A 19,907-nucleotide genomic window follows, 5' to 3' on the forward strand; every position below is an offset into this window, starting at 1 on the left:
GGCTCAGCGGGCAGGTTCAGCAGCCGGGCTCAGCGGGCGGGCTCAGCGGGCGAGCTCAGCAGCCGGACGGGTGCGGACGGGTGGTGCGGACGGGGTCGCGTCGGCGGTCAGCGTGGCCATGTCCACGACCCGGTCGGCGGCCTCCGCCACGGCCGGGTCGTGCGTGGCGACGACGGTGACGCAGTCGTCCTGGTGGGTGCGTCCGGCGAGGAGCGCGGCCAGTTCACCGGCCTGCGAGCGGTCGACGGCCGCCGTCGGTTCGTCGATCAGCAGCAGCTTCGGGGAGAGGAAGAGCGCGCGGGCCAGGGCGACCCGCTGGCGCTCGCCGCCGGAGAGCTGTTCGGGGCGGTGGCGCAGGCGGTGGCTAAGGCCCACCCGGGTGAGGGCCTCCTCGGCGCGGGACCGGTGCGCGCGGGGGCGCTCGCCGCCGATGTACACGGCGGCGAGCAGCTGGTCGACGGCGGCCAGCCCGGAGAGCAGGTTGCCGCTCTGGAACATGTAGCCGATCCGTTCCCGGCGGGCCCTGGCGCGCCGGGCGTCGCTGAGCCCGGCGAGGTCCTCGCCGTCCAGCAGGACCTGCCCGACGGTGGGCCGCAGCAACGCACCCGCGACGGCGTGCAGCGTCGACTTGCCGGAGCCCGACGGGCCGACGAGGGCCGTCATGCGGCCGGGTTCGAAGGTGGCGTCGAGTCCGTCCAGGACGGTGGTACGGGCGTCGGCACTGCCGAACTCGACGGTGACGCCGGTCAGTTCGAGGCTCATCGGTTGGCTCCCAGCATGGTCAGCGGGTCGGCCCGGGTGACCCGGCGCAGGGTCAGGACGGTGCCCGCGAGGCCGACGGCCACGACGGTGCACATGGTGCCGGCGAGGGTGGTGGCGGGCAGGCTGAACGGCACCTGCTCTCCGACCAGCAGCCCGACCGCTCCGGCGAGCAGGCGCCCGCCGCGGTGCCGAGGACGACGACCAGGGCCGCCTGGAGCACGGTGTGGGCCAGGAGCCGCCGGCGGGAGGCGCCCAGTGCGCGCAGCAGGGCGAGTTCGGGCTGCCGCTGCACGGTCCACATGGCGAAGAAGGCTCCGACCACGAGCGGGGCGATCAGGTAGAGGAAGACCTGGATCGAGTTCATGGTGACGCGCTCGCCTGTGTAGCCGGGGGCCGCCTCGTACGCCTTCTCCTTGGTGAGGGTGGTGGTGGAGTGCCGCGCGTCGAGGGTGGCGGCCGGGGCCTTCGCTGGCGGGGTGCGCAGGGCCAGGGCGCTGAACTGGTCGGGGATCGTGGCGGCCGCGGACGCCCGAGGAGAAGATCGCCGCCTATGTGTCGTCCCAGCTGGAGCTGGTGCGCGGCGGGGAGCACCGGATCGTCCAGGCGCTGGCCGGTGTCCGGGACGCGGCGGTGGTGCGGGAGAGCGCGGTGCGGGCGCACCGGGAGCTGCTCACCCCGCTGATCGGCGCGCTGACCGAGCTGGGCGAGGAGGACCCGCGACGCACGGCGCTGCTCCTCCAGGGAATCGTCAACGCGGCGACAACGGCGATCGAGAACGGCGACGACCCCGGGGCAGTCACGGACCGGGCGGTACGGATGGCCGTCACCGCGATCACCGGGGCGACACCGGGGCGGTGAGAAACCGGCCGGTACAAATGGCCGTCACCGCGATCACCGGGACGGCGCCGGGGCGGTGAGGAACCGGCCGGTCGCGCCCGGCTGCCGGACCGGTGTCGGTTCCAGGCGGGTGCGGATGCCGTCGAAGTGGGTGCGCATGGCGCGGGCCGCCCGTTCGCCGTCGGCCGCGGCGACCGCCTCGACGATCTCCCGGTGCTGGGCACAGGTGGCCACCGGGTCCTGATGGCCGTCGTCGAGGTCCTCGCGCACCCGGTCCATGGCTGCCCAGAACGCGTCGAGCACCTCGCTGAGCAGGTGGTTGTCGAGCGAGGCGTAGAGCGCGAGGTGGAAGGCGCGGTCGGTGGAGCGCGCCACCCGGCCGCCGTCGCGGGCCTCGGACTCCATCTTCGCGACGAGACCGCGCAGCACGTCGAGGTCCTCGTCGGGGATGCCGGCCGTGACGGCGCCGACCAGACCGGCCTCCAGCGCCTCCCGGACCTTCATCAGCTCGAAGAGACCCGGTTCGCCCTGCCGGTGACGGACCGCGGCGCGGAAGGCGAGCCCCTCGGCGAAGGGGGACAGCGAGAGCGAGCCGACGAAGGTCCCGAAGCCCCGGCGGATCTCCACGACGTTGACGGCCTGGAGCGCCTTGAGGGCTTCGCGCACCGAGACCCGGCCGGCCCCGAAGAGGCCCATCAGCTCGGTCTCGGTGGGCAGCGCGTCGCCGGGGGCGAGCCTTCGCTCCAGGATCAGTTCCTTGACCTGGCGCTCTATGTCCTGAGCCATGGTGGGGCGCGCCACAACAACCTCCCGGGGTGCGATTGCCCCTTGACCGTTCGCAGGGGCATCTGTTTAAGGTGAGCCGGACATAGGACATCTTACGTCTCACGTCTCGATCCGTGCAGCCGTTCCGCGCCATGGACCGGCGCGCCGACCGCGCCTTCGACCGACCCTTCGACCGAGCATCGACCCGACTGGAGCCCCTCACCATGTCCCTGACCTCACCGCTGCACGGCGTCGTCCCGCCGGTCTGCACCCCGCTCGACCCCCGCGGGGAGGTCGACACCGCGTCCCTCACCCGCCTCGTCGAGCACCTCATCGACGGCGGTGTGCACGGGCTGTTCGCACTCGGGTCCACCAGCGAGGTCGCCTACCTCACCGACGAGCAGCGCGCCACGGCGCTGGCGACCGTGGTCGGGGCGGCCGACGGCAGGGTTCCGGTGCTGGCCGGTGTCATCGACACCACCACCGCCCGCGTCGTCGAGCACGCCCGGTCCGCCGCCGCTCTGGGCGCGGACGCGCTGGTCGCGACCGCGCCGTTCTACACCCGCACCCACGGCAAGGAGATCGCCCAGCACTTCCGGCGGCTGCGCGCGGCGGTCGACCTGCCGCTGTTCGCGTACGACATCCCGGTCGCCGTGCACAGCAAGCTCTCCCCCGCGCTGGTGCGTGAGCTGGCCGAGGACGGCACGCTGGCCGGCCTCAAGGACAGCAGCGGCGACGAGGGCGGACTGCGCCGCCTGATCGTGGAGCTGGGTGGCCGCGACGGCCGCGCGAACGGCCCGGCGCCCCGGTTCAGCATCCTCACCGGATCCGAACTCACCGTGGACGCCGCCCTGTTGGCCGGTGTCGACGGTGTGGTGCCCGGCATCGGCAATGTCGACCCGGCCGGTTACGTACGGCTCTACGACGCCGCACGGGCCGGGAACTGGGAGTCGGCCGCCGAGGAGCAGGAGCGGCTGGTGGAGCTGTTCGCCATGGTCGACGTCGGCCCGGAGACGGACATGGGCCGCAGTTCCTCGGCGCTCGGCTCCTTCAAGGCGGCGCTCCACCTGCTCGGCGTCATCGCCCGCGGTGACACGGCGTTCCCCCAGATCCAGCTCGGCGCCGAGTCCGTCGCCCGGGTCGCCGAGCGTCTGCACGCCGCCGGTCTGCCGCCGGTCCGATGAACGACGACCGCTCCCGGCCGCCCGCCGGTGGCACAGGTGGCACCGGTGGCACGGTGATCGGGCTCGACCTCGGCGGTACGAAGATCGCCGCCGCGCTGTTCGGCCCGGACGGCGCGGTCCTGGCCCGGCACACCCGGGCCACCCCGGCCCGGGACGGCGCGGCGGCCGTGCTGGACGCACTCGCCGGGGCGGCCACGGCCGTCGATCCCGGACGGCTGGCCACGGCGCTCGGCATCGCGGCGGCCGGGGTCGTCGACCCCCGTACCGGCATGGTCACCAGCGCCACCGACTCCATCCTCGGCTGGGCCGGCACCGCACTGGGCGCCGGTCTGGCGGACCGTACCGGATACCCGGTGGCCTGCGACAACGACGTACGCGCCACGGCCGGACCGGAGCTCGCGGCACTGACCGCGCAGCACCCGGGGCGCGGCTCGCTGCTCTTCGTGGCCGTCGGTACGGGGGTGGGCGGCGCGGTCGCCGTGGACGGGCGGATGCTGCACGGCACCTCCGGGCTCGCCGGGCACCTCGGCCATCTGTCCAGCCCCGAGGCCGCCGGACTGCCCTGCACCTGCGGTGCGACCGGGCACCTGGAGGTCATCGCCTCCGGGCCGGGCATCGCCGCCCACTACGAGCGGCTGACCGGCGCCCCCGTGGACCTGCTCGAAACCGTCGCCGCCCGCGCGGCCCTGGGCGACGCGGCGGCCGTCCGCGCCATCACCACCGGCGCGGCCGCCACCGGCCGGGTACTCGGCGGGCTCGCCAACGCGCTGGGGCCCGACCGGGTCGTCGTCGGCGGCGGTGTGCCGCGGATCGGCCCGCTGTACGGGGACGCCCTGGCCGCCGCCCTCACCGCGGAGCTGATGCCGCCGCTGCGCGGGCTCGCGCCCCGGGCGCCGCGGTTCGGCGCCGACGCGGCGGTGCTCGGCGCCGCCGCCCTGACCACCACACTTCCCCTCCACCACCCGGGAGTCCCTCGATGACCGCTCAGGAACTGGCCGACTCCCTGCGGGGCAAGCTGATCGTGTCCTGCCAGGCACCCCCCGGCGACCCGATGCGGGAGACCGGCACCCTCGTCCGGCTCGCCCGGTCGGCGGTCGCCGGAGGCGGCGCCGCGATCCGCGCCAATGAGCCGGAGGTCGTCGCCGCGATCGCCGAGGCCGTGGATCTCCCGGTCATCGGCCTGTGGAAGGACGGCGACGTCGGCGTCTACATCACCCCGACCGTCCGGCACGCCCTGGCCCTGGTCGAGGCCGGTGCCGATGTCGTCGCGGCCGACGCCACCGACCGGCCGCGCCCGGACGGCTCCACCTTCGCCGAGCTGGTCGCGGCGGTGCACGGGGCCGGCGCGCTGGTGATGGCCGACGTCTCCACGCTCGCCGAAGGTGTCGCGGCGGCCGGGCAAGGCGCGGACTTCGTCTCCACCACCCTCTCCGGCTACGTGCCGGGCACACCGGAGCAGTCCGGCCCCGACCTCGGCCTGGTCGCCGCGCTCGCCGCCGCGATCGACGTACCGGTGGTCGCCGAAGGCCGTATCAACACCCCCGAGGACGCCGCCGAAGCCCTGGTACGCGGCGCGCACAGCGTCGTCGTCGGCACCGCCATCACCGCGCCCACCGCCCTGACCGCCCGCTTCGTGGCGGGCATCGCCCGGCCCTGACCCGCCCCCCACTACGCGGACCGGCGTCTCGACGACGAGCGCCGTCCCGCATCCTGGAGTCACCGTGCAGACCACATCACCCGCCAGGCTCCCCTGGTACCGAGAAGTGAGCGGCACCCAGTGGAAGTCGTTCTTCGCCGCCTGGATCGGCTACGTCCTCGACGGCTTCGACTTCGTGCTGATCACTCTCGTACTCACCGAGATCAGTGACGACTTCGGGCTGAGCACGGTGCAGGCCGCCAGCCTGATCTCCGGTGCGTTCATCACCCGCTGGCTGGGCGGTGCGGTGCTCGGCGCCATCGGCGACCGGTACGGCCGCAAGCTGTCCATGGTCCTGAGCATCCTGCTGTACTCGCTCGGCACCTTCGCCTGCGGATTCGCCTGGAACTACCAGAGCCTGTTCGCCGCCCGGCTGGCCATCGGCATGGGCATGGCCGGTGAGTACAGCGCCAGCGCCACATACGTCATGGAGAGCTGGCCGGCCAGGCTCCGCAGCCGGGCCAGCGGCTTCCTGATCTCGGGGTTCTCGGTCGGTTCGGTGCTCGCCGCGCAGGTCTACAACTGGGTGGTGCCCTCGCTCGGCTGGCGGTGGATGTTCTACCTCGGCCTGATCCCGATCGCCGTCGCGCTGTGGATGCGGCGGGCACTGCCGGAGGCCGAGGAGTGGACGGAGAGCGTCGCGGACAAGGGCGCCAAGCCCAATCCGTTCCGGCCGCTGTTCGCGAGCCGGGGCCGGGCCGTGGTCAACACGGTCCTGGTGGTCGTCGCCACCGTCTCGCTCTTCCTGGTCTTCACCCCGGGCGGGGCCGGAATGGTCCCGGTGCTCTCGGTGGCCGCCGGGCTGACGCTCGCCGCGTTCGCCGTGCAGCTGGGCGGGAAGCGCGGCTGGGTGCTGTATCTGTCGATGATCGTGACGCTGTTCTTCGCGTTCCTGTACTCGTGGCCGATCCAGTCGCTGCTGCCCACGTATCTGAAGACCGAACTCGGCTACTCCACCGACCAGGTCACCGATGTCCTGTACTTCGCGGGGTTCGGGACCATGGTCGGCTGCTGGACCGCGGGCTTCCTCGGCGACCGGATCGGGGCGAAGAAGGCGTACGCGCTGACCCTGCTCGCGTCGCTGGCGTTCGTCTACCCGGTCTTCGCCGTGCACGACAACCTGCTGCTGCTCGGCGTCCTGCTGTTCCTGCTCCAGGCGACCAGCTTCGGCATCTCCGGGCTGCTGCCCCGCTACATCGGCGGGCACTTCCCGACCGCGAGCAGGGGTGCCGCGCTCGGCTTCACGTACAACGTGGGGGCGCTGGGCGGTGCGGTGGCCCCGGTGCTGGGGGCGCATCTGGCGTCCGGGATGGATCTGGGGCAGGCGCTGGCCGTGCTGACCTTCGCGGGCACGGTGATCGTGGTGCTGCTGGTCGGGTTCGACGTACCGGCCCGGCTGAACCGGCTCACCGACCCGGACGCCGAGCTGGACCATCTCGCGGTGACGGCGGCGGAGCGGGACACGGCCCCGCGGACCACGGCCGCCGGCTGATACGTCGGGGTCGCACGGGCGGGGGCAAGACGGTGTGAAGCGGCGTGGGGCGGCGTGGGGCGGCGTGGGGCGGGGCGGTGTGGGCGCCGTCCCGCCCCACGCGTCGCCCGTCCTACGGGTAGAAGTGCGTCAATGACCGGGCCACGCAGGCCGGCTTCTCGGACCCTTCGAGCTCGAAGGTGAACGACCGCGCCATCTCCACACCGCCGCGCGCGACCTCCTTCACCCCGGCGACCGCGGCATGCAGCCGGACCCGGCTGCCGACCGGCACCGGCGCCGGGTGGCGGACCCGGTCGAGCCCGTAGTTGAGGGCGCGGCCCACCCCCTCGACCCGGAGCAGCTCGGCGAACATCGGGATGCCCCAGCTGAGCACCATGTACCCGTGGGCGATGGTCCGCCCGTACGGGCCGGACGCGGCGCGCTCGACGTCGGTGTGGATCCACTGATGGTCCCCGGAGACGTCCGCGTAGGCGTCGATGAGTTCCTGGGTGATCTCCTTCCAGCCGGAGTGCCCGAGGTCGCGCCCGTCCAGCGCGAGGATCTCCGGGATGCCGTTCACGGTCAGCGGCATGGCGGCCGTCCTCTCGTCTTCTTTTCGTCTTCTTTTCGTGGGGCCGGTCTTCCCCTGGGGCAGGAAGGTCAGACGGCGGCGGTCGCGGTGCGTACCGCGGCGACGGGCTCGGCGGCCTGCTCGTCGTGGTTGGGACGCTTGAGCAGCAGAAGCATGCAGCCCAGGGTCAGCGACACCTGGAAGATGGCGTAGGCGATGACGGCGGTGATCGAGCCGGTGCGGTTGAGCAGGAACTGGCCGATGATCGGGGTCGTGCCGCCGAGCAGCGTCCCGCAGAGCTGGTAGCACAGCGAGATGCCGGTGTAGCGCAGGTGGGCCGGGAAGCGGCTGGCGAGCATGCCGGCCAGGGCCGCGTAGTAGAGGCAGTGCGGGATGGTGGCGACGGCGACGCCGAGCATCGCGAGGCCGTAGTTCTCGGTGCGGATCAGCAGGAACATCACCGGCATCAGGATCAGTTCGGGCACCAGCATCACGGTCACCGCGCGGGACCAGCTCTTCATGCGGGTGGCGATGAGGGCGCCGAAGGGCTGGACGATGATCTGGGTGATGTTGGCGACGAGGATGATCGTCAGGAACGAGCTGCGGTCGAAGCCGAGTGCCGAGGTGGCCCAGGACAGGGCGAACGTCGACTTGAAGTAGGTGGCCGACAGACCGATCGTGCAGGCGCCGATGCCGAGGACGATCAGCATGGGCTGGGTGCGCAGGACCTCGGTCAGCGGAAGCTTGACGACCTCCTTCTTCTCGATGAGCTTCGCCATCGCCGGGGATTCGGCGACCTTCAGCCGGACGAAGAGCCCGACGATGACGAGGGCGGCCGAGAAGAGGAACGGCACCCGCCAGCCCCAGGAGACGAACGCGGAGTCGGGCAGCTGGCTGATGGCGAGGAAGCTCAGGGTGGAGAGGGTGTTGCCGACCGGGGAGCCCTGCTGGGCGAACGCCCCGTACAGCACCGACTTGCCCTTCGGGGCGTGCTCGGAGGCGATCAGTACGGAACCGCCCCACTCACCGCCCAGGCCGATGCCCTGCACCATGCGGATGGCGACCAGCAGGATCGGGGCGGCTATGCCGATGGAGGCGTAGCTCGGCAGGAGGCCGATCGCGGTGGTCGAGATGCCCATCATCAGCAGGGTGATGACCAGGGTCTTCTTGCGGCCCAGGCGGTCACCGTAGTGGCCGAAGATGATCCCGCCGATGGGCCGGGCGAGGAAGCCGACCCAGAAGGTCGCGAAGGCGACCAGGGTTCCCACCGGGCCGTCCAGCTCGGGGAAGAACACCTTGTCGAAGACGAGCGCGGCCGCCGTCCCGTAGATGTAGAAGTCGAACCATTCGATGGTCGAACCGATGAAAGCACCGAATCCGGCGCGGTTTGCGGCTCTTGTGCGCTCTCGTGCGCTGGCGGTGGACGCACTCATGGTGGCTCCCGTGAACGTCATTGATCGAACGGATGGCAGGGGACGAGAAGGGGCGTCGCCCGAGACGCCCGTCGCCGCGCGGGACTGCGTAGGACTGAATGAGGCTGCGTGGGGCTGCGTGGGACCGAGTGGGCATGCCCGAGACCTCTCGGGCATGCGTGGGGGCGCATCGGTGAACCGGGGAGGGACGGCGGCGGTGGGGGTGATGGCGTTACGGTGCCAGCCGGGACCTAGAACGGTCCAATACTGAATTACTGGTGCAGTGAGACGTCAGGCGTCTCACTGCACCTGTGACACCTCAGCGGCCGGATCTCAGGCCGCGATCCGCTCGAAGATCGCGGCAAGGCCCTGCCCGCCGCCGATGCACATGGTCTCCAGGCCGTACCGCGCCTCGCGGCGGTGCAGCTCACGGGTGAGCGTGGCAAGGATGCGGGCGCCGGTGGCGCCGACCGGGTGGCCGAGGGAGACGCCGGAGCCGTTGACGTTGATCCGCTGCTCGTGGTCCCTCTCGCCGAGGCCCAGCTCGCGGGTGCAGGCCAGCACCTGGGCGGCGAAGGCCTCGTTGAGCTCGATCAGGTCGAGATCGGCGAGGCCGAGGCCGGCACGGGCGAGAGCGGCACGGGTCGCCGGGACGGGGCCGATGCCCATCGTGGCGGCGGGCACCCCGGCACGGGCGAAGGAGACCAGGCGGACCAGCGGGGTGAGGCCGAGCCGTTCGGCGGTGGCCGCGCTCGTGACCAGACAGGCGGCGGCCGCGTCGTTCTGGCCGCTGGCGTTGCCCGCGGTGACGGTCGCCTCCGGGTCGGACTTCGCCATGATCGGGCGCAGCGCGGCGAGTTGTTCGGCGGTGGTGTCGGGGCGGGGGTGCTCGTCGGCGGTGACGACCGTCTCGCCCTTGCGGGTGCGTACGGTGACGGGAACGGTCTCGGCGTCGTACCGCCCCTCGGCCACCGCCCGGCCGGCCCGCTGCTGGGAGCGCAGGGCGAGGGCGTCCTGGTCGGCGCGGCTGATGCCGTATGCGCGCCGGAGGTTCTCGGCGGTCTCGATCATGCCGCCCGGTACGGGGTGGTTGACGCCGCCCGCGGTGACCCTGCCCCTGGCCAGCGAGTCGTGGAGCTGGAGGCCGGGGCCCTTGATGCCCCAGCGGCCGTCGTGGGTGTAGTACGGGGCGGCGCTCATCACGTCGACTCCGCCCGCGATCACGACCTCGCTGAAGCCGGCCCGGATCTGCATCGCCGCGTCGAGCACGGCCTGGAGGCCCGAGCCGCAGCGGCGGTCGACCTGCGATCCGGTGACGGTCTCGGGCAGCCCGGCGTCGAGAGCGGCGACCCGGCCGATGGCGGGGGCCTCCGCGGACGGATAGGAGTGACCGAGGATCACCTCGTCGACGGCGGCGGGATCGATACCGGTACGGGCCACGACCTCGGCGATGACGCGTGCGGCGAGTACGGCCGGCGTCTGCTGCGCGAACACTCCGCCGAAACGGCCGATGGGGGTACGCAGTGGTTCACAGATGACGACATCGAGCTGCTGGTCGGGCACGGCGTGACCTTTCGGTGGCGAGGGCGTTTGCCGCCGACCCTTGCACCCGGCGGCTGAGCCGGTCCAATATCCAGTTCGCCCTGGTCCAAGACGTGGCGCGTCTCAATGCGGCGTCGGTCCGCTGCGGTTCACGCCTCGGACGGGCCCGCCGGCGTGGGCAGGGCGTCCTCCGCCGCGGCGAGTACCGCCCGCAGCGCGGCGGAGGGGTTGTCGGCCCGCCAGGCGAGCGCCGCCTGGAGTCGGATCGGCGGGCCGGACAGGGGCCGGTAGACCAGTCCGTTCTGCTGGATGTGCTGGACGGAGGTGACGGTGAGCGTGACACCGACGCCCGCAGCGACCAGCGCCAGGATGGTGTACGAGTCGGGTGCCTCCTGGACGACCCGGGGGTTGAATCCGGCGGCCTCGCAGGCCCCGACCATCGCGTCGCGCACCGTGGAGCCGGTGTTGGCGGGGAAGGAGACGAAGGGCTCCTCGGCCAGGACGTCGATGGGGACGCTCTCCAGCCGGGCGAGCCGGTGGTCGAAGGGCAGCGCGCAGACCAGCTCCTCCTCGTCGATCACCCGGTACGCCACTCCCGGCTGGGTCACCGGAAGCCGCACGAAACCCAGGTCGAGCGAGCCGTCGGCGACCCGGTCGAGGGCGACGTTGGCGTAGGTCTGGCCCCTCATGACCAGTTCGAGGGCGGGGTGGGCGGCGCGCACGGCTCTGGTGAGGTTCGGCAGCGTCTCGTGGCTGGAGGCTCCCGCGAAGCCGATGGTGACCCGGCCGTACTCGCCGCGGCCCGCCGCCTTCGCGGCGCGCACCGCAGTGTCCAGGTCGTCCAGGACGGTACGGACCGGCTGGAGGAAGGACTCCCCCGCGCTGGTGAGCCGCACCGACCGGGTGTTGCGTTCGAAGAGCTGGACACCCAGCTCCTTCTCCAGCTGGCGGATCTGCTGGCTCAGCGGCGGCTGGGCCATCTGCAGCCGCTTCGCGGCCCGTCCGAAGTGCAGTTCCTCGGCCACGGCGACGAACGCGGACAGATGACGCAGCTCCATGCGCGTTCCCCTTCGGCCACCGGTCGTCGCCGACCGGACTCATCAATCTGACCCATCCACCGGACCAGTCCACAGGACCCATCGACCGGACCCGGCAACCAGCCCCAGCGACCGGACCAACCGATCCGATTCATTAGCAGGACGTCTTGATACGACCTTAATTTGGTATTGGACAGCAATCAATAGCCGCTGACACGGTGGGTCGACGCGCATACCCAGGAAGCGCAAGCAGAGCCGGAGGAGCACCGTGGCCACGACGGACCGGAAAGACAAGACGATGTCGATGAAGGCGGCGATAGCCGCCTTCGTCCACGACGGCGGCACCGTCTGTCTCGAAGGCTTCACCCATCTCGTCCCGACAGCCGCGGGTCACGAGATCATCCGCCAGGGCCGCCGGGACCTCACCGTGGTCCGGATGACCGCGGACATCGTGGTGGACCAGATGATCGCCGCGGGCTGTGTCTCGCGGCTGGTCTCCTCCTTCGTCGGCAACTCCTCGGCCGGATCGCTCGGCGAGCTGCGCCGCCGCATCGAGACCGGCGAGCCCGCGCCGCTCGCCTTCGAGGAGTACAGCCACTACGGGATGATCTGCCGCTACCTGGCCGGTGCGCAGCGGCTGCCGTTCCACCCGTTGCGCAGTTACGGCGGCAGCGATCTGCCGTCCGTCAACAGCGGTCTGCGCAAGGTCACTTCGCCCTACCCCGGTCCGGACGGCGAGCCCGAGCAGATCTACGTCGTACCGCCGGTCAACCCGGACGTGACGATCATCCACGCCCAGCGCGCCGACCGCAGCGGCAACACCCAGATGTGGGGCCTGACCGGCATCCAGGCCGAGGCGGTGTACGCGGCGGAGAAGGCGATCGTCGTCGTGGAGGAGATCGTCGACGACGAGGTGATCCGCTCGGACCCGAACCGTACGCTCGTCCCCGCCCACGCGGTCGACGCGGTCGTCGTCTGCCCACGCGGCGCCCACCCCTCCTTCGCACAGGGGTACTACGACCGGGACAACGCCTTCTACCGCGCCTGGTCGCACATCAGCAAGGATCCGCAGCGGCTCCAGGACTGGCTGGCGGAATGGGTGCTGGGGACGGCCGACCACGCGGAGTACGTCGACAAGCTCGGCGAGGAGTTCTGGGCGGGCCTGGCGGTCGGCGAGGCGCTGAGCCTGCCCGTGAACTACGGGCGGCGGCTGTGAGCGGGCGGACCGCACGACCGACGGAAACGGAACAGGAGAGGGAACGCCCCATGGCGACGACCACGACGACCACGACGGGCACAACAACCACGAGCACCACGATCGCCACCGCACCGGACACCATCACCTCCTCTGAGCTGCTCTCCGTCGTCGCCTCCCGTGAACTGGCCGCGCGCCGCACGGTGTTCGCCGGCATCGGCCTGCCGACGCTCGCCACCGAGCTGGCCCATCTGACGGTCGCCCCGGAGATCGAGGTCGTGTACGAGTCCGGGGTCTGCGGCGCGCACCCCTCGCATCTGCCGGAGACCATCGCCGACGCGGTCCTGATCACCGGTGCGGAGGCGGTGCTCGCGATGCCCACCCTCTTCGGCTGTGTCCTCCAGGGCGGCCATATCGACGTGGGGTTCCTGGGCGCCGCGCAGATCGACCGGTGGGGCAACCTCAACACCTCCGTGATCGGCGACTGGGACAGCCCCTCGGTCCGGCTGCCCGGCTCCGGCGGCGGCATCGAGGTGATGGCCAACTCCCGCGAGGTCTTCGTGGTGATGCGCCGCCACAACCCGCGCTCCTTCACCGAGAACCTGGACTTCTGCACCACGCCCGGCCCGGACCGGGCGCTGGCCGAGGGCATCCGGCCGCTGGGCGCGGGAGTCACCCGGGTCATCACCGAACTGGGCATCCTGGCCCGCGCGGGCGTCGGCGAGGAACTCCACCTGGTCGCCGTCCACCCCGGCGTCACCGTCGAGCAGGTACGCGCGGCCACCGGCTGGGACCTGAAGGTGGCCGACACGGTCGGCACAGTCCCACCGCCGACCGCGGCCGAACTCCGGCTGCTGCGGGAGGACGTGGACCCCGGCCGCGTCTATCTTCGCTGAGACGGATCACGTGTCGCACCCGTTCACGTGGACGGGTCACATGTCACACCTGTCGGCCTGGACAGGTCACATGTCACACCCGCCAGCCTGCACAGGTCACATGTCACACCCGCCAGCCTGCACAGGTCACATGTCACACCCGCCAGCCTGCACAGGTCACATGTCACACCCGCCGACCCGGACAGACCACATGTCACACCGCGAGAGGACCGCAAACGCCATGCGAATCAGGATCGTCGGCGCCGGGGCCATGGGCCGCGGCATCGCCCAGTGGGCGGCGACCGCCGGACACACCGTCGAGCTGTGCGACGTGCGCACGGAGGCCGTGACGGCCGCCGTGGACTTCGTACGGTCCATGCTCGAACGGGCCGTGCAGAAGGGCCGGATGTCCGCCGAGGACAGCGCCGCCGCCCTGGAGCGGCTGATCCCGCTCGACGATCCGTGGGCGCAGGGCCCGGACGTCGAGCTGGTCGTCGAGGCCGTGCGGGAGGACCTCGACACCAAGAAGGAGGTGTTCGGCCGGCTGGAGAAGGCGCTGCCCGCGACGGCCGTCTTCGCGACCAACACCTCGTCCCTGTCGGTCACCCGGATCGCCGCGGCGCTGGAGGACCCGACGCGCCTGGCCGGGCTGCACTTCTTCAACCCGGTGCCGCTGATGAAGATCGTCGAGATCGTGCCCGGCGCCGCCACCCGCCCGGAGATCCCGCCGGCCCTCACCGCACTCGTCGAGAGCTGCGGCCATCGCGCGGTCACCGTCGCCGACAGCCCCGGCTTCCTCGTCAATCACGCCGGGCGCGGGCTGGTGACCGAGGCGCTCGCGCTGCTGGAGGAGACGGTCGGCGATCCGGCGGACATCGACCGGATCGCCCGTGACGTACTGGGCCTGCGGATGGGCCCGTTCGAGCTGATGGACCTCACCGGCCTGGATGTGACGGCTGCGGTGATCGACTCGATCTGGCAGGGGTTCCGCTACGCGGACCGGCTCCGTCCCTCCTACCTCACCCCGAACCGGGTGGTGGCCGGGCTGCACGGCCGCAAGACCGGGCGCGGCTGGTACGCGTACGGCCCCGAGGCGCCCGCCCCCGCTCCGGAGCCGCCGGTCACCGGCGACGCGGACCGCCCGGTGTTCGTCCACGGCGCCGAGGGGCAGGACCGGGACGCGGCCGCGCTGCGGACCGCGCTGAGCGGCGCGGGGGCCGTGGTCGAGACCGGCGACGGGCCGTCCGCCGACGCCCTGGTGCTGGTTCCGGCCTGGGGCACCACGGTGGCCGGGGCGGTCGCCGGGCACGGGCTGCCCGCGGGGCGCACCTTCGGCGTGGACCCGCTGCCCGCGGCCGGCCGGCGCCGGGTGCTGGCCGTGACCCCGGCGGCGGACCCGGCCGCCGCGCGCGACGCCCGCGCGGTGCTGGCCCGCGCGGCGGACGACGAGGTGCCGTGGGCGGTCTCGGTGGTGCGGGACACGGCGGGCTCGGTCGCCCAGCGGCTGCTCGCCTCGATCGTGTCGGTCGCGGCGGGGATCGCGGAGCGTTCCATCGCCGCTCCCGCCGATATCGACCTGGCCGTCACCGCCGGGCTCGGCTACCCGGTCGGCCCGCTGGCCTGGGGCGACCGGATCGGCGCGGGCCGGATGCTGGAGCTGCACCGAACCCTGCACCGCACGACGGGTGATCCGCGCCATCGTCCGAGCCGCTGGGTCACCGAACGCGCCCAGCTCGGTCTCGCACTGACGGACCCGGGCACGTCGCCCGCCGACTGCACGGCCGACGCCACGTAGGGGCGGTGGCGAACGGGTGCTGCCGGGTTCCCTCGGCAGCACCCGCCCCGCGTACCGGCCATGTCCGTTTCGTACAAGACCCGCGCCGGGGTCCGGCATACGGTCGGAGCATGACTCCACGCATGGACGCGATCGGCATCGTCACGGCGGATCTGGCCGCATCGCTCACCTTCTACCGCCGGCTCGGCCTCGACATCCCAGCCGGAGCGGAATCCGCACCCCATGTCGAAGTGACGCTCCCGGGCGGACAGCGGCTGCTGTGGGACACCGAGGACGTCATCCGCTCGTTCGACCCCGGATGGACCGCGCCGACCGGCGGGGACCGTCTCTCCCTGGCCTTCCTGTGCGACAGCCCGGCGGAGGTGGACGCGGTGTACGACGATCTGACCGGTGCGGGGTACCGGGGGCATCTGAAGCCGTGGGACGCGGTGTGGGGGCAGCGTTACGCGATGGTCCTCGACCCGGACGGCTGCGCGGTGTCGTTGTTCGCCGCCAACGGCTGAGGCGACGGGCCCCAACAGCCGGAACGAGGCTTTAGCGGGCCAGGTGGGCGGTCAGGGTGGTGCCGGCCAGGTCGCGCATCTCCCGGGCGAGATGGGCCTGGTCGGTGCAGCTCGCCTCGACCGCCGCCTCGGCGTACGGCGTCCCGGACCGGGCGAGGGCCAGCGCGCGTTGCAGGCGCAGGACCCGGGCGAGCGTCTTCGGCCCGTAGCCGAAGGCCGCGAGCGAACGGCGGTGCAGCTGGCGGGCGCCCAGACCGGCCCGGTGTGCGGTGTCCGCGACGGACCATCCGGCGTCGAGCCGGCCGGCGACGTACCGCATCAACGGGTCCGGCGGTGCGGTCTCGGCCGCCCGGCGCAGTGCGACGTCCTCCAGCGCGGCGGCCGGGTCGCGGGCCTCGGCGAGCTGCTCGGTGAGTACCCGGACCCGGTCTCCCGGCCAGAGGTCCGCGAGTTCGACGCGGCGGTCGCGCAGCTCGTCCGCCGCCACCCCGAGCAGCGCGGGGGCCGTGCCGGGCGCGAACCGGATGCCGGCGCACCGTCCGCCGGCCGGGGCGGACGGTGTGGCGGCGCGGGTGTCGGGGCCCGCGACGAGCAGCCGTCCACCGATCCAGAGCAGGTCCATGCAGCCGTCGGGCAGCACCGGGTGGGCCGATCCCTCCGGCACGCTCAGCGTCCAGACGATCGCGCCGTCGAACCGCGACGTCCGCTCTTCGTACCTGTTGCCCATGGCTCACACGCTAGTCTCGTCGGCGAACGGAATCAGCTTCCCGGGGGCAGTCATGACGGCACTGATGGAGTTCACCACCGAGAGCGGCGCGACGGTCACGGTCGAGGTCGACCGGCACACGCAGGGCGCGCAGCTGGTCGCGTTGGGCGACGACAACACCCTGGCCAGAGCCGGGCGTACGTTCGACAGTGCGCTGACGGGGATCCGGTCGGCGGCGGAGTCCGCCCTCGCGGTGTTCCGGGACGGCGCGCTGAAGCCGGACGGCGTGGAGCTGGAATTCGGGGTGAAGATCACGGCGGAGGCCGGCGCGGTGATCGCCAAGAGCGCGGTCGAGGGACATCTGACGGTCAAGCTGTCCTGGTCCCCCGGCGCGACACCGGCGGTACCTGCGACACCTCCGGTACCCGTGGCTCCAACCGCACCCGGGGCACCCGCGGCTCCTTCCGAGCCGACCGTTCCGGCACCCACGCCCGCGCCGTAGGAACCGCTCAGCCGCCGGACTCCTCGCCCCGCTTCTCCGTGTCCCGCTCCCCCGCGTCCCACTTCTCCGGCTCCGGCTTCTCCGGCTCCTTTTCGCGGCTCGGTTGCAGCCTGGACTTCACGTCGTCCGGCGGCAGGAACTTCGACCAGCGCTCCGGGAACTCGGAGGGCATGTAGGGGCTGTCGCCGACGTCGCTCCCGTCGTCGTCGCCGTCATCGTCATCGTCGTCGTCCCAGTACTCCTGGTTCCCCGCCTGCGTCCGGGCGACCAGCTCCGCCGCCTGGGCCGCCCGTACCCGCTCGTTCGCCGCGCGGGCGGCGGCCGTCGCCAGTGAGGGCCAGACCCGGTCGATGGCCGCGTTCACCGCCGCGCCGACCAGGACCGCGAACGCGGAGATGCCGATCCACAGCAGCACGGCGATCGGGGCCGCCAACGAGCCGTAGATCGTGGGCCCCTCGACCGTACTGGTGAGATAGATCCGGAGCAGGAAGCTGCCGAGCACCCACATCGCCAGTGCGACCAGCGCGCCCGGCATGTCCTCGATCCACGGCGAACGGACCGGCACGGACACGTGGTAGAGCGTCGTCAGGAACGCGATCGACAGCAGGATCACCAGCGGCCAGTACAGGACGCTTATGAGTTCGGTGCCCCACGGGACGATCTCCACGACCCGGTCGGGGCCGACGACCAGCAGCGGCAGCACGACGGCGCCGAGCAGCAGCGCGACGACGTACAGCAGGAAGGCGAGCAGTCGCGTCTTGACGATGCCGCGCTGGCCGTCGAGGCCGTACATCACGGTGATCGTGTCGATGAAGACATTGACCGCGCGGGAGCCGGACCAGAGCGCGATCGCGAAGCCGATGGAGATGACATCGGGCCGGGCGCCGGTGGAGACGTCCGCCAGCAGCGGCTTGGCGAAGTCGTTGACGCCCCGCTCGCTGAGCACGGTCTGCGCGGCGTTGAGGATGTTGCGCTCGATGGAGGCGACCGTGGTGGTGCTGGTCCACTCGTCGACGTATCCGAGCAGTCCGATCAGGCCGAGGAGCAGGGGCGGCAGGGACAGCAGGGTGAAGAACGCCGCCTCGGCGGCGAGCCCGAGGATGCGGTACTCCATGCACGAGTTGACGGTGTCCTTGAGCAACCGCCAGGCCATCTGCCGCTTGGATACGTTGCGGTAGAGGACTCGGGCCCGGTGGAGCCGGCCCGGTGGCGGCTCGGGTGTTTCATTTGCTGCCTGCACGTCCTTACCGTATCGGCATGGCAGCCACCACCCACACCGTGTCCAACCAGGTACCGCCGCTGACCGGCTACGACGTCTTCGGCACCGACCAGGCGCTCACCGAGGCCGTGCAACGTCACACGTCACCCGAGCTACTGGCCGAAGTCCGGGGCGAACTCGGTGAGCTGGGCCGCGCCGCGGGATCCGCCCAGGTACAGGAGTGGGGTGCGCAGGCGAACGCGAATCCGCCGGTGCTGCGTTCGCACGACCGGTACGGGCATCGGATCGACGAGGTCGAGTTCCATCCGGCCTGGCACCGGCTGCTCGGCCACGGGGTCGGCGCGGGCCTGACCGCTGCCTGGGGCCGGCCCGCCGGCCATGTGCGGCGGGCCGCCGGTTTCCTGGTGTGGACGCAGGCCGAGGCGGGGAACGGCTGCCCGCTGTCGATGACGCACGCGGCGGTGCCCACGCTGCGTACCGATCCGGCGCTGGCCGCCGAGTGGGAGCCGCTGCTCACCTCGGCGGTGTACGAGCAGGGGCTGCGGCCCGCCGCGCGGAAGGCGGGTGCGCTCCTCGGGATGGGGATGACGGAGAAGCAGGGCGGCTCGGACGTACGGGCGAACACGACCCGGGCCGAGCCGCTGGCCGCGGCGGGCGAGTATCTGCTCACCGGGCACAAGTGGTTCTGTTCGGCGCCCATGTCCGACGGCTTCCTGGTCCTGGCGCAGGCGCCCGGCGGTCTGACGTGCTTTCTGCTGCCCCGGGTGCTGCCCGACGGCACCCGCAACCCGTTCGCGATCCAGCGGCTCAAGGACAAGCTGGGCAACCGTTCGAACGCCTCGGCCGAGGTCGAGTTCGACGGCAGTTGGGCGCGCCGGGTCGGCGAGGAGGGGCGTGGGGTGCACACCGTCATCGAGATGGTGGCGGCGACCCGGCTGGACTGTGTGGCCGGTTCGGCGGCGCTGATGCGGCAGGCGGTGGCGCAGGCGATCCACCACTGCACGTACCGCAGCGCGTTCGGCGGGGTGCTGGTCGAGAAGCCGCTGATGCGCAATGTGCTGGCCGATCTGGCGCTGGAGTCGGAGGCCGCGACGGTGCTGGCGATGCGGCTGGCGGCGGCGTACGACGACGGATCGGAGAGCGAGCTGGCCTTCCTGCGGATCGCGGTGCCCGCGGCGAAGTACTGGGTGACCAAGCGGTGCACTCCGCTGGTGGGTGAGGCGCTGGAGTGTCTGGGCGGCAACGGTTACGTCGAGGAGTCCGGGATGCCCCGGCTGCTGCGCGAGGCGCCGCTCAACTCCATCTGGGAGGGCGCCGGGAACGTACAGGCGCTGGATGTGCTCCGGGCGCTGCAGCGTGAGCCGATGGCGCTGAACGCGTTCCTCCAGGAGGTCGGCAGGGCGCGCGGGGCCGATCACCGGCTGGACCGGGCGATCAGGGACATGCTGACGGAGCTGGCCGATCTGGACGGGATCGAGGCGCGGGCCCGCCGTCTGGCGGAGCGGATGGCGCTGGTGCTCCAGGGTTCGCTGCTGGTGCGGTGGGCGCCGCCGGAGGTGGCCGACGCGTTCTGCGCGTCACGGCTGGGCGGGGACCGGGGCGCGGCCTTCGGGACGCTGCCGCACACCCTCGACCTGGTGTCGGTCGTCGAACGGGCGCGGCCCGTCGCACACTGAGATCCGCCCGTGGACAGCAACGGAGGGTGGTGCTGCGCCGACACGGCACCACCCTCCATGCTGTGCACACCGAACGATGGAACACGGGCTCCGCCGCGCGGTGTTCCATCACTCTCGTACGGACCCGCCCCCTCTCGCCAGAGTTGCAAAGGGTTGCAA

At 72.1% G+C, this 19,907-nt stretch carries 19 protein-coding genes and 1 pseudogene; 11 read left to right on the plus strand and 9 right to left on the minus strand.

Going from position 1 to position 19,907, the window contains the following annotated elements:
* Positions 1 to 42: 42 nt before the first annotated feature.
* Positions 43 to 762, minus strand: a complete 720-nt coding sequence (locus ABZ622_RS17030) for an ABC transporter ATP-binding protein (RefSeq protein WP_360543810.1) — start codon at positions 760 to 762, stop codon at positions 43 to 45.
* Positions 759 to 1,312 (minus strand): annotated as a pseudogene (locus ABZ622_RS17035) (ABC transporter permease); the annotation flags it as partial. The pseudogene ABZ622_RS17035 and the gene ABZ622_RS17030, both read right to left, overlap by 4 nt.
* Positions 1,313 to 1,314: 2 nt before the next feature.
* On the opposite strand from ABZ622_RS17035, the gene ABZ622_RS17040 reads away from it, so the two are divergent.
* Positions 1,315 to 1,620 carry a hypothetical protein gene (locus ABZ622_RS17040; RefSeq protein ID WP_360543812.1) on the plus strand — a complete coding sequence of 102 codons (306 nt, stop codon included), beginning with the start codon at positions 1,315 to 1,317 and terminating at the stop codon, positions 1,618 to 1,620.
* A 33-nt stretch (positions 1,621 to 1,653) separates the two neighbouring features.
* Here the strand turns inward: ABZ622_RS17040 and ABZ622_RS17045 are convergent, their stop codons facing one another.
* Positions 1,654 to 2,400 carry a FadR/GntR family transcriptional regulator gene (locus ABZ622_RS17045; RefSeq protein ID WP_360543814.1) on the minus strand — a complete coding sequence of 249 codons (747 nt, stop codon included), beginning with the start codon at positions 2,398 to 2,400 and terminating at the stop codon, positions 1,654 to 1,656.
* 188 nt (positions 2,401 to 2,588) lie between these two features.
* Between ABZ622_RS17045 and ABZ622_RS17050 the strand changes: the two genes are divergently transcribed.
* The 4 genes from ABZ622_RS17050 to ABZ622_RS17065 all read left to right on the plus strand — a co-directional run bounded on the left by ABZ622_RS17050 (position 2,589) and on the right by ABZ622_RS17065 (position 6,736).
* Complete coding sequence (locus tag ABZ622_RS17050) at positions 2,589 to 3,548, plus strand: dihydrodipicolinate synthase family protein (RefSeq protein WP_360543976.1); 960 nt, start codon at positions 2,589 to 2,591, stop codon at positions 3,546 to 3,548.
* Positions 3,545 to 4,528, plus strand: a complete 984-nt coding sequence (locus tag ABZ622_RS17055) for an ROK family protein (protein WP_360543816.1) — start codon at positions 3,545 to 3,547, stop codon at positions 4,526 to 4,528. Before ABZ622_RS17050 ends, ABZ622_RS17055 begins: the two co-directional genes overlap by 4 nt.
* Positions 4,525 to 5,205: an N-acetylmannosamine-6-phosphate 2-epimerase gene (locus ABZ622_RS17060; RefSeq protein ID WP_360543818.1), complete on the plus strand. Its 681-nt coding sequence runs from the start codon at positions 4,525 to 4,527 to the stop codon at positions 5,203 to 5,205. The genes ABZ622_RS17055 and ABZ622_RS17060 overlap by 4 nt, the downstream gene beginning before the upstream one ends.
* A gap of 64 nt (positions 5,206 to 5,269) precedes the next feature.
* A complete protein-coding gene (locus ABZ622_RS17065) occupies positions 5,270 to 6,736 on the plus strand; it encodes a sialate:H+ symport family MFS transporter (RefSeq protein WP_360543820.1) in 1,467 nt (488 codons plus the stop codon).
* A gap of 112 nt (positions 6,737 to 6,848) precedes the next feature.
* Here the strand turns inward: ABZ622_RS17065 and ABZ622_RS17070 are convergent, their stop codons facing one another.
* From ABZ622_RS17070 to ABZ622_RS17085, 4 genes are all read right to left on the minus strand, one after another.
* Complete coding sequence (locus ABZ622_RS17070) at positions 6,849 to 7,307, minus strand: MaoC family dehydratase (protein ID WP_360543822.1); 459 nt, start codon at positions 7,305 to 7,307, stop codon at positions 6,849 to 6,851.
* Positions 7,308 to 7,375: 68 nt separating this feature from the next.
* The gene (locus ABZ622_RS17075) at positions 7,376 to 8,719 is read right to left on the minus strand and encodes an MFS transporter (protein WP_360543824.1); all 1,344 of its coding nucleotides are present in this window, start codon (positions 8,717 to 8,719) and stop codon (positions 7,376 to 7,378) included.
* 312 nt (positions 8,720 to 9,031) lie between these two features.
* Positions 9,032 to 10,261, minus strand: a complete 1,230-nt coding sequence (locus ABZ622_RS17080) for an acetyl-CoA C-acetyltransferase (RefSeq protein ID WP_360543826.1) — start codon at positions 10,259 to 10,261, stop codon at positions 9,032 to 9,034.
* Positions 10,262 to 10,389: 128 nt separating this feature from the next.
* The gene (locus ABZ622_RS17085; RefSeq protein ID WP_360543828.1) at positions 10,390 to 11,298 is read right to left on the minus strand and encodes a LysR family transcriptional regulator; all 909 of its coding nucleotides are present in this window, start codon (positions 11,296 to 11,298) and stop codon (positions 10,390 to 10,392) included.
* Between the two features lie 277 nt (positions 11,299 to 11,575).
* Here ABZ622_RS17085 and ABZ622_RS17090 point away from each other — a divergent pair, with 277 nt between their 5' ends.
* The 4 genes from ABZ622_RS17090 (at position 11,576) to ABZ622_RS17105 (ending at position 15,645) form a co-directional block, all read left to right on the plus strand.
* Positions 11,576 to 12,493, plus strand: coding sequence for a CoA-transferase (locus ABZ622_RS17090; RefSeq protein WP_329595264.1), 918 nt, complete (start codon positions 11,576 to 11,578; stop codon positions 12,491 to 12,493).
* Positions 12,494 to 12,543: 50 nt separating this feature from the next.
* Positions 12,544 to 13,368 carry a CoA-transferase gene (locus ABZ622_RS17095; RefSeq protein WP_360543830.1) on the plus strand — a complete coding sequence of 275 codons (825 nt, stop codon included), beginning with the start codon at positions 12,544 to 12,546 and terminating at the stop codon, positions 13,366 to 13,368.
* A 220-nt stretch (positions 13,369 to 13,588) separates the two neighbouring features.
* A complete protein-coding gene (locus ABZ622_RS17100) occupies positions 13,589 to 15,142 on the plus strand; it encodes a 3-hydroxyacyl-CoA dehydrogenase (RefSeq protein WP_360543832.1) in 1,554 nt (517 codons plus the stop codon).
* A gap of 110 nt (positions 15,143 to 15,252) precedes the next feature.
* The gene (locus ABZ622_RS17105) at positions 15,253 to 15,645 is read left to right on the plus strand and encodes a VOC family protein (RefSeq protein WP_360543834.1); all 393 of its coding nucleotides are present in this window, start codon (positions 15,253 to 15,255) and stop codon (positions 15,643 to 15,645) included.
* Positions 15,646 to 15,676: 31 nt separating this feature from the next.
* Here the strand turns inward: ABZ622_RS17105 and ABZ622_RS17110 are convergent, their stop codons facing one another.
* Positions 15,677 to 16,372 (minus strand): DUF6597 domain-containing transcriptional factor, encoded by a 696-nt coding sequence (locus tag ABZ622_RS17110; RefSeq protein ID WP_360543836.1) that lies wholly within the window; start codon positions 16,370 to 16,372, stop codon positions 15,677 to 15,679.
* A 52-nt stretch (positions 16,373 to 16,424) separates the two neighbouring features.
* Between ABZ622_RS17110 and ABZ622_RS17115 the strand changes: the two genes are divergently transcribed.
* On the plus strand, positions 16,425 to 16,853 hold the full coding sequence (locus ABZ622_RS17115; protein WP_360543838.1) for a CU044_2847 family protein: 429 nt from the start codon (positions 16,425 to 16,427) through the stop codon (positions 16,851 to 16,853).
* Between the two features lie 7 nt (positions 16,854 to 16,860).
* Here ABZ622_RS17115 and ABZ622_RS17120 read toward each other — a convergent pair whose 3' ends face one another.
* On the minus strand, positions 16,861 to 18,093 hold the full coding sequence (locus ABZ622_RS17120) for a YihY/virulence factor BrkB family protein (RefSeq protein ID WP_360543840.1): 1,233 nt from the start codon (positions 18,091 to 18,093) through the stop codon (positions 16,861 to 16,863).
* Between the two features lie 17 nt (positions 18,094 to 18,110).
* On the opposite strand from ABZ622_RS17120, the gene ABZ622_RS17125 reads away from it, so the two are divergent.
* The gene (locus tag ABZ622_RS17125; protein ID WP_360543842.1) at positions 18,111 to 19,748 is read left to right on the plus strand and encodes an acyl-CoA dehydrogenase family protein; all 1,638 of its coding nucleotides are present in this window, start codon (positions 18,111 to 18,113) and stop codon (positions 19,746 to 19,748) included.
* Positions 19,749 to 19,907: the final 159 nt, after the last annotated feature.

Origin of the sequence: Streptomyces sp. NPDC007164 (genome assembly GCF_040634135.1) — a bacterium.
Classification (GTDB): Bacteria; Actinomycetota; Actinomycetes; order Streptomycetales; family Streptomycetaceae; genus Streptomyces; species Streptomyces sanglieri.

Excerpts from the sequence above, each read along its gene's own strand:
- ABZ622_RS17125 (WP_360543842.1), top strand. The coding sequence starts at position 18,111 with ATGGCAGCCACCACCCACACCGTGTCCAACCAGGTACCGCCGCTGACC.
- ABZ622_RS17095 (WP_360543830.1), top strand. The coding sequence starts at position 12,544 with ATGGCGACGACCACGACGACCACGACGGGCACAACAACCACGAGCACC.
- ABZ622_RS17100 (WP_360543832.1), top strand. The coding sequence starts at position 13,589 with ATGCGAATCAGGATCGTCGGCGCCGGGGCCATGGGCCGCGGCATCGCC.
- ABZ622_RS17090 (WP_329595264.1), top strand. The coding sequence starts at position 11,576 with ATGTCGATGAAGGCGGCGATAGCCGCCTTCGTCCACGACGGCGGCACC.
- ABZ622_RS17050 (WP_360543976.1), top strand. The coding sequence starts at position 2,589 with ATGTCCCTGACCTCACCGCTGCACGGCGTCGTCCCGCCGGTCTGCACC.
- ABZ622_RS17060 (WP_360543818.1), top strand. The coding sequence starts at position 4,525 with ATGACCGCTCAGGAACTGGCCGACTCCCTGCGGGGCAAGCTGATCGTG.
- ABZ622_RS17085 (WP_360543828.1), bottom strand. The coding sequence starts at position 11,298 with ATGGAGCTGCGTCATCTGTCCGCGTTCGTCGCCGTGGCCGAGGAACTG.
- ABZ622_RS17070 (WP_360543822.1), bottom strand. The coding sequence starts at position 7,307 with ATGCCGCTGACCGTGAACGGCATCCCGGAGATCCTCGCGCTGGACGGG.
- ABZ622_RS17030 (WP_360543810.1), bottom strand. The coding sequence starts at position 762 with ATGAGCCTCGAACTGACCGGCGTCACCGTCGAGTTCGGCAGTGCCGAC.
- ABZ622_RS17075 (WP_360543824.1), bottom strand. The coding sequence starts at position 8,719 with ATGAGTGCGTCCACCGCCAGCGCACGAGAGCGCACAAGAGCCGCAAAC.
- ABZ622_RS17110 (WP_360543836.1), bottom strand. The coding sequence starts at position 16,372 with ATGGGCAACAGGTACGAAGAGCGGACGTCGCGGTTCGACGGCGCGATC.
- ABZ622_RS17115 (WP_360543838.1), top strand. The coding sequence starts at position 16,425 with ATGACGGCACTGATGGAGTTCACCACCGAGAGCGGCGCGACGGTCACG.
- ABZ622_RS17105 (WP_360543834.1), top strand. The coding sequence starts at position 15,253 with ATGACTCCACGCATGGACGCGATCGGCATCGTCACGGCGGATCTGGCC.
- ABZ622_RS17055 (WP_360543816.1), top strand. The coding sequence starts at position 3,545 with ATGAACGACGACCGCTCCCGGCCGCCCGCCGGTGGCACAGGTGGCACC.